Raw genomic sequence first — 11,117 nt, forward strand, 5'->3', positions numbered from 1 at the left:
CTTACTCTTTACAAACTATTACAAAACTCAATAACATTATTTTCGCATTTTATTCTATCTATATGAGAAAAATAATCTACATTGGCATCTTTATTTATATTCTTATTTTGGTCATAAGCAGTTCTAATATAAACATCAAATCCCCTATCAAACTTATAATTCATATTATCCAATTTGTTTCTCATTTCTTTTCTAAACTCTTCTTCTAATCTCTTAGCATTATTTTCAAAAAAACCTATAAGCTCTATTCTCTCTTCCATACTAAGTACATCTTTACCTAAAAAAAATGTAACATCAGAAAGTCCGTAAGAACCAAATATATAAATAGCATTAGCCTTAGGTAAATTACTATTCCACATAGGTTTTGAAGATTTACCGCTGCTGTATTTTATTTCTATAGCTATAATCTTTTTATTGGCAAATATTAAAAAATCTGGAAATTCCTGACTGCCGTAAGGTTGGCATACAAAACAATTTTCCATACTTCTATCTTCTAAAGCATAAATATTATCAAGCAATGAATCGCTTTTTTTATCCAAAATATTTTTCTTAATACAAGAAAGTATATGATCAATATCCTCTGGAACCCTTCTATTAAAGCCATAACGTTTTAATGAAGCCTCAAATCTATCTTCAAATTCATTTCCCTTTTTACTTTTGAGCCATTCTTTCTTATTTTTCTGTATATCTATAAAAATATCACTAAGCATTTTTTTAATATAATTATAAATTAAAATATTGTCAAGTATTATACTTCATACTAATTGTTTCCACAACCAAATATCAGGCTTACCTATACCATTAGCATCAGGAAAAATGCCTGCAATTTTATATCCATTTTTCTGATAAAATTCATAAGGATGATTATTAATATTTTTTATATTATTGAATATATATGATATATCAGTATGATTAAAATCAAATTGATGCAAATTAGTTCTAAAATCTTCATCATCTGAACCAAGCATTATATTAAGTACATTTTTTGATTTAGCCTCTCTTTCAATCTCTTTTAATAACTTAGAGCCTATACCGATATTTCTATATCCGAATCTTATTACTAAAGGGTGAAGTTCACATGTTATATTTGAATACATTTTCAAAAGTCCTGCATATCCTATCAATATATTATTTTCTATATATCCCAAAGAAATAAAAGACTTATTAATCAAGTCAATTACATCATCTATGCTATAGCAACTATTAAATGCTTCTGTCATCATCATTGATATATCTTCAGCATAATTAATATTTTCTTTAATATTTATAAACATAATCAAAAGCCTTTTTTCATATATTGACTGTTATTATCATTAAATATATAATCTCTAAAATATTTATCAATAATAAAAATTAAAATTATGAATAAAATCATTGTAATAATATCTTTAATCATACTATTAGCAACATCTTGTCAAACTTTGAATATCATTATACCAAATGATGTAAGAAAAATGCTTGCTAAAAATATTGATGAAGATAGAAGTCAAAATCCTTTTTATAGAGAGTTCAGAGCAGCTTGGATATCGTCAGTAGTTAATATAGACTGGCCTTTGAAAGGAGGAAGCGAATCCGAGCAGAAAAAACTCATTGTAAAACATTTAGATACATTATATGAAAATAATTTTAATGCTTTATTCATTCAGGTGAAGCCGGATGCAGGAGTAATATTTAAATCAGAAATAAATCCAGCCACAAGATATTTTTTAGGTTCAAAATCAAGCGATGAAAAAGATGATTATCCTTTTGAAACAGATATGCTTGAATTTATAATAGAAGAAGCTCATAAAAGAAATTTAGAAGTTCATGCTTGGTTTAATCCTTACAGAATGTCTTTAACTTATGATAAAACTAAAAGCTATGAAGAACAATTCTCCAAAAAGAATTTTATTCATACTTATGTTTCTAATAATCTTGAGCCTATATATTGGTATGATAACAGACTTTATTTGGATCCGGGCGAACCTATAAGTGCAAAATATATAACAGATTCAGTTATAGAAGTTCTTGAAAATTATGATGTAGACGGCATACATTTTGATGATTATTTTTATCAGAATGCTGCAAGAGGAAAAACTTATAAAGATTGGCCCGATGAAGTAAGTGCTGAAAAATACGGAGCTAAAAGAGGATATAATATAACAAATAAATCTGATGATGATTATGGAGTGAATGGGCTTTATGCTTGGAGAAGAGATAATATCAACAGGCTTGTAAGCGATTTATACAGAGAAATAAAATCAAGAAAACCCTATGTAAAATGGACTATTTCACCTGCAGGAGTTTGGAGGAATAAAGATAAATTAGCAGAATATCCTGGAAGCAAATATGGAAGCGAAACAAGATCATATAATCCTAATTTTGATGCTTTGCATGCTGATGTTCTTTTATGGATGCTTAACGGAGAAAAAACAACTACTTTGAATAATGCCACAAGAAAAGACGGATTAAATAGAATGTATATCGATGCTATAATACCGCAAGTATATTGGACTTCAGAACATAAAACAGCACCTTTTGATAAAATAGTAAAATGGTGGGTTGATGAAGCAAAAAAATCAAATAATGGAAAACTTGCAGACATATATATAGGACATGCTCTATACAGAATGGGAAGTGCCACAAATATAGAACCTTGGCATGATATTGATTTGATGTCAAGACAAATAAATTATATAAGAGATGTAGGTAAAGGATATATTAAAGGCTCAGCATTCTTCACAATGCATAATATGTATAGAAAAGACAGAGATACAGGAAATTTTGGAAATGATGCTATTGAATATGTAAGAGAAAATAATTATATATTCAAAGCAATAGTACCAACAATGAATACAATGAAAGATATAAATAAAGCTCCTTTAAAATTAGAAAACCCAAGTATTAAAAAAGTTTTCGGAGGAATTGAAATAACATTTACAGATCCTAATGAATATAAGCTGGATAAATACGGACATCTTCTACCTTCATATTCTTCATACTATGCTATATACAGAGAAACTATAGGAGAATCAGGAATAGAATTAATAGACAAAATAAGAAGAACCGATTTTAATACAAATGCAAAAGTGAGATACAAAGATAAAACAGTAAATTCAAAGCAAACTTATATATATTATGTTACAGCTTTGGACAGAATACATAATGAAAGCGAATACCTTACTATAATAAATGATTGACAAATATAATCTAATAAATATAATTAATAATATGATATTAGAAAATTTATACTATACTGATTATTATAAAAATCATTGGAATAAATACGGAATATTATTCTCAGATAAATATTTTGAAAGTGAAAATAAAACTATATTAAATGATGATTATTATATCATACATAAAAAATATTCAGGATACATTCATCAAAAAGATATTATAGGATATGAAAGAGGCCTATACACTAATCATGATAATAAACTTATTTACAATTACAGAAGCGATGATGCCAGAATGTTTAAAATAATAAATCATAATAACAATGAATATTTTGTTTTTAATAGAGATTTATCAGGCTTTTCTATAATAGATTTAAATAAAACCAATAAAGAATTCAATTTTTATTATAATAAACCAATAAATAAAAATGGCATCATTGTTTTTATGGACGCTGAGTATTGTAATAATAAAATTCTTTTTTATATATTTTATTTATCTAAAGCAGAGAACGGAGCATTTAAAAGGGTATTCAATTATTTATTATATGACTTTTCTAATGGAATTAATAGAAGTCAAAATTATGTTAACTTTATAGATATAAGAAAATCAGTATTGGATTTATATAACTATGAATTATATTTCACTTATAAAGCATATTTTGATAATAATGCTATAATAGCAGAAGATTTATCTAACGGACAAAAATTTAATATAAATTTATAAATTAATTCAAAGCCTTATTTCTCATTAATACCAAAGCTAAATCATAAATTCCATTTTCTTCATTACTGTACAATGAATAATATATTCCATTGACATTCCAATATGCTATATATTCTTTTTTATCATTACTTTGTATTGTTATTTCAATATTTGTTTCTTCATCAATATTTTTTCTCTCTTCTTTAAGATTATTATAAAATACTAATAAATCATTTAAATTCTTTGAAGCTCTGTAATAATAGTTAATATTATTATAATCGAAATTAGACTCTGCAATAGTTTTATTAACAATAGCATATTTAACATTCATAGCATGTTCAGGAACAGGCACACAGTATCCTAAAACAGCAAAAGATTTTGTAGAGTCCACCGGTACAATATCAAACTTTTCACTATCATTTTTATTATCAGAGCATGATATTAATAATGTAATAAATAAAATTAAAAATAATGATTTTATAAAATTCATAATTATCCTTATATTAAATATCTAATTAAGATTAAATCATATTCAATAAAAAATCAATTATCTGCTTCTAAGTTTAGGGTGAAGTATCTTATCCAAAGCAAAACCTAAAAATGCAAATGACATACCCAAAATAGCAATTAAAATTCCCGGAGGTATTATCCACCACCAAAGGCCTGAAAGAACAGCAGAACCCTTCATAGCATCATGCAGAATCTGTCCCCAAGTAACTATAGAAGCATCTCCAAGTCCAAGCAATGATAAAGAAGATTCATAAACTATAGCAGAAGGTACAGCCAAAGCCATAGAAGCAAATGAGAAAGGCAAAAGCAATGGTGCTAAATGATTAAATATTATTCTGAAATGTCCTGCCCCTATTGTGCGTGCTGCCTCGATATAGGTTTCTTCTTTGAGCTGCATAGCCATAGAACGAACCGTCATAACTGAACCAGTCCAAGAGAAAAATATCATCATTGTAATCATGGTCCATATACTAGGCTTGAATATTGCACTCATAACTATCATAACAGGAAGTACAGGTATTCCTATAAATATTTGATAAATAAACTGCATAGTATTATCAACAAATCCTCCGAAATATGCAGAAACTATTCCATACATTACACCTATTATAACAGATATAAAGCTTGTAGCTATTCCTATAAATAATGCCCATTTAAGTCCTGATACCAAACCTGAAAATATATCTCTTTTCATATTATCAGTACCCATTATACCTGACATAGAGCCCACCAATACCATATAAGGATCTTCAAAGCTGGCATTATCTCCTGAAAATTTACCGCTCACTTCAAATTTATAAACACCTTTCAATGCTTGAAAATTTTTAGCCATATCATCTTTTTTTGTATTAAAAAGTATTTTCATAGGATTGGTTGTAAGAGTGTCAATCTGCCTTGCTAATATTCTAGGAACTGACTCTCTGTAAAACCTGAATATTCTATTTTTTGAATCATTGAATGATGATATTCTTAAATCTCCGTTTATATTATGTAAACTATCAGAAAGCGTAATTACTGCCCCATCAGGTCTTGTAACATTCCATATTAGTCCTGTAGAGCCGTTAACGTTAGCATGAAAAATTAAATCCACTGGAGCTTTATCAAATTTATAATCATATTCAAATATTGCTTTATAATTTAATTCTCCATCAATATAGTTAGTTTCAACACTTATAGGCTTTATATCTGTTGTGATAGCTGATTTTTCTTGCTGAAAAAAATTAAGCCATTCAGGAGCAGCCGAAGCGGGATTATCCTGCCAGTAAGTTATATCTCTCCATCTTTTTGGAGCTTCTTTATAAGTTAAAAGCAAAGGCTCTAATAATGATACCATAATAGCCAAAACAAGTATGCATAAACCTACAACACCTGTTTTATCTTTTTTAAACTCATCAAAAAATTCTATTAGAGGAGCAAGTTTTTTCTTAATATTGATTTTATTAACAGCTTTATCCATTACATCTTGCCTCCAACTTTTATTCTAGGATCTAAGAATCCGTAAGATATATCAAGAATCACTAATCCTAATTGATAAAGTGCGGTGGTTATAGCCAAATTACCCATTAATACTGGTATATCATTTTGCTGAACTGATATCCAATAAAGATTACCTAAACCAGGCCAAGAGAATATACCCTCAAATATAATTGATCCTGCAATAGAACCAAACAAACCTAACAAAGTTATAGTAACTATTGGAGGAGCAGAACTTCTTAAAGTATGTCCAAGTAAAACAGACCTCTCTGATATTCCTCTTGCTCTTGCTGCCATTATATAATCTTCCTGCAATGTTGATAACACTATATTTCTTACAACGAATGAAAGTCCCCAAAAACCTATTAATGTTAATGTAAGCAAAGGCAAAGACATATGCCATAACATATCCAAATAATACATTATACCTGTAGGTGTTGGTATGGAATGCACTCCTCCAGATGGGAATAATTTAAACTTATAAACAAAAATCATTATAAGTATCATTGAAAGCCACCAAGTAGGCATACCGTAAACTATCATAGTTATAATACTTGTACTTCTATCAAATAATCCTCCTGCCTTTCTTGCCTTTATAAGTCCTATTATCAAACCTATCATCATTTGTATAACTGATGCTGTTGTGAAAAGTATTATAGAACGAGGAAGCGCTTCTCCTATTATTTTTATTACATCTCTGTTGCCGTTTGAATCCATCATTATAGAAGATTTTCCGAATTGAAAAGTTATTGTATTAATTCCTCTTATGAATATTCTCTCTCCTATACTTCTATTAAGCCAATATATATCATAATAATATGCCCTTCTCTCTTTTATAAAATTCTCCACATCTTCAGTACGCATATTACTAAGTCCTCTAACTTCAGCATTAATATTTTCTTCTATCTGTGCCTTGAGAGTTTTTTCACTGACAGTATTAAATATAGCAGAAGACATAAACATAAGTATTATAAACATGATTATGCCTTTCAAAATTCTTTTAATAACAAAATAAGTAAACATAATATAATCCTTTTAAGCATTATACTAAAAATAATAAAAATTGTAAAGTATTATTATATTAATTTAACTATGTTACTTCTTTAATAATTTTAAATGCTACGCACGGTAAGCTTAATAAAAATATTAATTAAATTGCATTAAAAAATATCATCAATAATAAAAACAATATCAATCGTGCGTTAAAGAATTTTTTAAATTTAATAAAAACTTGGCTGAGTACTAAAATTTCTTATTCAGCAGTAAATATAAATAAAATATAATTACAAAATTAAGCTATAAAAAATAAAGGGCGGGGTATGTAATTAAGTTTTAAAACTTTATTTCAATCCCACCCTATTTTCTTATTAACTTATATTTAATTTTTAATTACTATTTCTTTTATTGCTTACTTAGAAAATATAATACCCACCCTAGATTTTTTTAAATTTAGAGGTTACTTACCGCCATAAAATAAATGATATTTAGATATCAGCAATACTCAGTTTTTTCATTAAACGAAGCTGCCTTACCACTTTCAGTATGCTCATCCATAAGAATATTAACTATTTCATCAGCACGATTATTTTCTTTATTAGTGGAATGTCCCTTAACTTTTATGAATTCTATATTATGCTTTTTAGAAAGTTCTATTAATTTTAACCAATATTCTTTATTTTCAACAGGCTTCTTATCGCTTTTTATCCAATTATTTTTCTGCCAAGAATATATCCATTTAGTCATACCATTAACTAAATATGCACTGTCGCTATGAAGCTTGATATTATGAGAATGCTTTAATCTCTCGAGTGCCTTAATAGCCGCTTTCATTTCCATTCTGTTATTTGTGGTATTATCTTCGCTTTCTCCAATCTCAAGACGAATATTATGCTTTTCACTTATAAGTATTGCAGCCCAAGCACCAAGCCCAGGATTACCTCTGCATCCGCCGTCTGTGTATATAATGATATTATCTTTTGTCATGAATTTTTCTTATGTTTATCTGATATTATAACGAATTATGAAGCTAATAAATCAATCAATTTATCATTTATTTCTTTTACTAAATTTTCTTTAGTGTAATCTTTTTTTGATACAGTAAAACCTGATGCTTTAGGATGTCCTCCGCCTCCAAAACTTTCAGCAACCTCTCTAATATTTTTAGGACATCTGCTTCTAATACTAACTCTAAAACTATCTTCTCCCTCATGGATTATAAAACCAATTAATACATCATCCATCTGAATAATCGTATCAGAAGCACTAACAGCAAGCTCTTTCATATTAGTTCCGCAAATCTTGTCACCCAAACATATATATCCTATTTTATTTTTATCATCTATCACCATAGTTCTGTATATTTCCATCAAAGCAGCTACATCATTTTTAGTATATCTCTTTCTAACAACATTTCCAAGATTTTCCTGTATGATTCCTACTTTCATTAATTGAGAACCATAAAGCAAAGTTCTATCTGTTGTATTGCTGAATATAAAACTTCCTGTATCAGTACAAATACCGCAGTAAAGAAGTGTTGCTATATTATGATCAAACTTTTCTAAATAATCTTGAAATATATCAACTATTATCTCGCAAGTAGCACCAGCAGTAGTATCATCATAAAACATAGTAACGCCATTAATATTTCTAACTTTATGATGATCTATAAATATTACTTCATTATACTCATTTAATATTTCAGAAATCCAACCTATCCTATCTATATCTCCTGAATCTAGCACAACTAAAACATCTTTCTTAGGCAAAGTATTTTCATTAACTTCAAAAATCACTTTATCAACAAAAAGAACATTCTGCAAATCTCTCTGCCTCTTATCTGTATTTACAACATAAGCATCTTTACCAAATATATTTTTAATGATTAAAGATAAACCAAGTCCTGAACATATACAATCGCAATCCGGATTTCTATGACCTGTAATGGTAACACTTTCAGACTTTGAGAGCCTGTCTATTATTTCTTTTTTTGATACATTTAATTTATTATTTTCCATAGATTATTTATATTTAATTTATTGTTTTTATTATAAAATTAATTTTCTTCAGGAATTTCTTCCGGTATATCCAAATTTTTTATATCAGTTAAAACTTTATTTGTTTCTATTAGATTTTTATCATAATGAAAAGTTAAATTTGGAACATACCTAATAGTAAGCTGTTTTTTGAGATAAGAAAATATTACACCTTTAGCACTATTAAGTCCGTTAAGAACTTCATTTTGCTTATCTTCATGCAAGCATACAAAATATACTTTGGCATTCTTTAAATCTTTAGCAGTATCTACTTTGGTGATAGTTACAAGATTATTTTTTATTCTAGGATCTTCTATCTCTCTCATTATAATCATAGAGAGAGTCTGCTTAATATTTTCATTTACTCTAAGTATTCTATGTGAGGACATAACAGTATTTACTTATTTTATTATTTTACTATAGAATTATTAACAGCATTAGTCAAATCATCAAGCTCATCTTTAATGAATACTTTATCTATATCAACTAAAATAATCATTTGTTCATTAGCTTTAACTAAGCCCATTATATATCTGCTGTCTATTCCCACATGCATATCTATATCTTCTTGAATATTTTCGTTATTTATAGTAAGAACGTCTGATACAGAGTCAACAACCAAACCATATTTTTTATCGCCTATAGCTACAACTACAATTACGCAGTTTTCAGGATTCATAGGTTCATCAAAATGGAATCTTGCTCTTAAATCTATAACAAGAATTATAGTACCTCTCAAATTAATAATACCTTTCAAATAATCAGGACAATTCGGAATTGGAGAAGGCTGCATAAAGTTTAATATTTCCTGAACTTTTAATATATCTATTCCGTATAATTCGTTATTTATCTTAAATACAAGTATTTGATTTGATATGGCACTGCTCATGTTATCTCCTTTAAATCATATTAAGAATTATAATATATAATGTACATAAGTCAAGTAATTTTATTATTCTTTTTATTCATTTTATACTATATTTAATAAAAATACAATCATATTTAAAATTAATATATCTTATTTTTATAGCCAAAATCGATTATATATAAATAATATTGATTAATTAATATATTTAATTTATAATACAAAAATACAGTTTCAATAAAAATTATTAATCATTATTAACGATAATATTATTAACTATAACAAAAGAGAATTTTATGGCTAAATTATTAATATCAAGCGACTTACATCTTAGCTTACAGGAAAAAGAATACTCACTTTCTGTACTAGATGAGATAATAGAATATGCAAAAGATTATGATGCTTTAATGCTTCTTGGCGACACTTTCAATACATTTGAAGATCTGCAAGGATTAAAAGATATATTTTCAAAAAAAGTGGAAGATTATCAAAAAGAAGTATATTTACTTAAAGGCAATCATGAAAACTTAAAAGCTAAAGGCATAACATTAAATAAATTAAAATTTCCTGAAAATGTTATAGTCATAGAAGATATAAGCTTTTTTAATATTGACAACCTTGATATTATAGCACTTCCCTACAGTGAAAAATATATTATAGATAATGATATAAATAAAAAAATAGAAAGTTTAAATGCTGATAACAGAATAGTAATAGCTCATGGTATAGTTGAAGGCACATTGTGGGCTATAGAAGAAAATGAAGAGACTGCAAGCATCCCTATAGATATAATAAAAAAGATAGATCCAAATATAGCAATAGTAGGACATATACATAAACAAATGGAAGTTAATATTGAAAATATAGAAATAATATACACAGGTTCTGCTAGAGTTTGGAGAAGAAGCAAATCAGAAATGGGTATAAGAAGATGCTTAGCTATTGATACTGCTAACAATTCTATAAAAAAAACATTTATAAATATAAAAAATGCCGGAGTATATAGAGTGTATGAAAGCAATATTTATAATATATCAAATATAGAACAAAAAGCATCCGCTTGGGATATAAATGATATTATAGACATAAATATTTATGGAATAGCTGAAGATGAAAATGAACTTGATGAAAAAATAAATAATATAAAAAATAAATATTCAAAATATGTAAGAGATTTTAATATAAAAACTTCGGATATATTTTTGCTTGAAAATGCTTACAATGAAAGCATTATAAAAGAGTTTTTATCAATAGCAGATGAATATGAATTTAATACTAATAATGAAGAAGATTTAGAAATAGTTGAAATTGCAAAAAGAATAGGCATAGAAAAACTATATACCGCCTTACAAAATAATAAAAGATAATAAAAAATA

General features: G+C 27.2%; 12 protein-coding genes. 3 read left to right on the forward strand and 9 right to left on the reverse strand.

The genetic code is table 11. The annotated features are described in order from the left end of the window. Positions 1-8 precede the first annotated feature (8 nt). Together BRSU_RS07135 and BRSU_RS07140 are read right to left on the reverse strand one after the other, a co-directional pair. A complete protein-coding gene (locus BRSU_RS07135; protein WP_048594648.1) occupies positions 9-710 on the reverse strand; it encodes a hypothetical protein in 702 nt (233 codons plus the stop codon). Positions 711-755: 45 nt separating this feature from the next. Next, positions 756-1,274 (reverse strand): GNAT family N-acetyltransferase, encoded by a 519-nt coding sequence (locus BRSU_RS07140; protein ID WP_048594650.1) that lies wholly within the window; start codon positions 1,272-1,274, stop codon positions 756-758. A gap of 87 nt (positions 1,275-1,361) precedes the next feature. On the opposite strand from BRSU_RS07140, the gene BRSU_RS07145 reads away from it, so the two are divergent. After that, positions 1,362-3,179: a glycoside hydrolase family 10-like protein gene (locus BRSU_RS07145; protein ID WP_048594652.1), complete on the forward strand. Its 1,818-nt coding sequence runs from the start codon at positions 1,362-1,364 to the stop codon at positions 3,177-3,179. 31 nt (positions 3,180-3,210) lie between these two features. Beyond that, positions 3,211-3,882 carry a hypothetical protein gene (locus tag BRSU_RS07150; RefSeq protein WP_048595147.1) on the forward strand — a complete coding sequence of 224 codons (672 nt, stop codon included), beginning with the start codon at positions 3,211-3,213 and terminating at the stop codon, positions 3,880-3,882. A gap of 1 nt (position 3,883) precedes the next feature. Here BRSU_RS07150 and BRSU_RS07155 read toward each other — a convergent pair whose 3' ends face one another. The 7 genes from BRSU_RS07155 to BRSU_RS07185 form a co-directional block, all read right to left on the reverse strand. Further along, the gene (locus BRSU_RS07155; RefSeq protein WP_048594654.1) at positions 3,884-4,351 is read right to left on the reverse strand and encodes a hypothetical protein; all 468 of its coding nucleotides are present in this window, start codon (positions 4,349-4,351) and stop codon (positions 3,884-3,886) included. 57 nt (positions 4,352-4,408) lie between these two features. After that, positions 4,409-5,827 carry an ABC transporter permease gene (locus tag BRSU_RS07160; RefSeq protein WP_048594656.1) on the reverse strand — a complete coding sequence of 473 codons (1,419 nt, stop codon included), beginning with the start codon at positions 5,825-5,827 and terminating at the stop codon, positions 4,409-4,411. Further along, positions 5,827-6,867 carry an ABC transporter permease gene (locus BRSU_RS07165; RefSeq protein ID WP_048594658.1) on the reverse strand — a complete coding sequence of 347 codons (1,041 nt, stop codon included), beginning with the start codon at positions 6,865-6,867 and terminating at the stop codon, positions 5,827-5,829. Before BRSU_RS07165 ends, BRSU_RS07160 begins: the two co-directional genes overlap by 1 nt. A gap of 468 nt (positions 6,868-7,335) precedes the next feature. Then, positions 7,336-7,827, reverse strand: a complete 492-nt coding sequence (gene rnhA / locus BRSU_RS07170; protein WP_048594660.1) for a ribonuclease HI — start codon at positions 7,825-7,827, stop codon at positions 7,336-7,338. Between the two features lie 35 nt (positions 7,828-7,862). Then, positions 7,863-8,858, reverse strand: a complete 996-nt coding sequence (locus BRSU_RS07175; protein ID WP_048594662.1) for a DHH family phosphoesterase — start codon at positions 8,856-8,858, stop codon at positions 7,863-7,865. A 38-nt stretch (positions 8,859-8,896) separates the two neighbouring features. Continuing rightward, entirely contained in the window at positions 8,897-9,265 is a 369-nt protein-coding gene (rbfA, locus tag BRSU_RS07180) for a 30S ribosome-binding factor RbfA (protein ID WP_014487615.1), read from the reverse strand. Positions 9,266-9,285: 20 nt separating this feature from the next. Continuing rightward, positions 9,286-9,765 carry a chemotaxis protein CheW gene (locus BRSU_RS07185; protein WP_012670259.1) on the reverse strand — a complete coding sequence of 160 codons (480 nt, stop codon included), beginning with the start codon at positions 9,763-9,765 and terminating at the stop codon, positions 9,286-9,288. A gap of 272 nt (positions 9,766-10,037) precedes the next feature. Between BRSU_RS07185 and BRSU_RS07190 the strand changes: the two genes are divergently transcribed. Then, on the forward strand, positions 10,038-11,108 hold the full coding sequence (locus BRSU_RS07190) for a metallophosphoesterase family protein (protein ID WP_048594664.1): 1,071 nt from the start codon (positions 10,038-10,040) through the stop codon (positions 11,106-11,108). The last annotated feature ends 9 nt before the right edge of the window (positions 11,109-11,117 follow it).

The organism is Brachyspira suanatina (assembly GCF_001049755.1).
GTDB lineage: Bacteria > Spirochaetota > Brachyspiria > Brachyspirales > Brachyspiraceae > Brachyspira > Brachyspira suanatina.

What these genes read in the sequence shown, in the direction of transcription:
- BRSU_RS07175 (WP_048594662.1), bottom strand. Translation starts at nt 8,858, where the DNA reads ATGGAAAATAATAAATTAAATGTATCAAAAAAAGAAATAATAGACAGG.
- BRSU_RS07165 (WP_048594658.1), bottom strand. Translation starts at nt 6,867, where the DNA reads ATGTTTACTTATTTTGTTATTAAAAGAATTTTGAAAGGCATAATCATG.
- BRSU_RS07140 (WP_048594650.1), bottom strand. Translation starts at nt 1,274, where the DNA reads ATGTTTATAAATATTAAAGAAAATATTAATTATGCTGAAGATATATCA.
- BRSU_RS07190 (WP_048594664.1), top strand. Translation starts at nt 10,038, where the DNA reads ATGGCTAAATTATTAATATCAAGCGACTTACATCTTAGCTTACAGGAA.
- BRSU_RS07160 (WP_048594656.1), bottom strand. Translation starts at nt 5,827, where the DNA reads ATGGATAAAGCTGTTAATAAAATCAATATTAAGAAAAAACTTGCTCCT.
- BRSU_RS07185 (WP_012670259.1), bottom strand. Translation starts at nt 9,765, where the DNA reads ATGAGCAGTGCCATATCAAATCAAATACTTGTATTTAAGATAAATAAC.
- BRSU_RS07150 (WP_048595147.1), top strand. Translation starts at nt 3,211, where the DNA reads ATGATATTAGAAAATTTATACTATACTGATTATTATAAAAATCATTGG.
- rbfA (WP_014487615.1), bottom strand. Translation starts at nt 9,265, where the DNA reads ATGTCCTCACATAGAATACTTAGAGTAAATGAAAATATTAAGCAGACT.
- BRSU_RS07135 (WP_048594648.1), bottom strand. Translation starts at nt 710, where the DNA reads ATGCTTAGTGATATTTTTATAGATATACAGAAAAATAAGAAAGAATGG.
- BRSU_RS07155 (WP_048594654.1), bottom strand. Translation starts at nt 4,351, where the DNA reads ATGAATTTTATAAAATCATTATTTTTAATTTTATTTATTACATTATTA.
- rnhA (WP_048594660.1), bottom strand. Translation starts at nt 7,827, where the DNA reads ATGACAAAAGATAATATCATTATATACACAGACGGCGGATGCAGAGGT.
- BRSU_RS07145 (WP_048594652.1), top strand. Translation starts at nt 1,362, where the DNA reads ATGAATAAAATCATTGTAATAATATCTTTAATCATACTATTAGCAACA.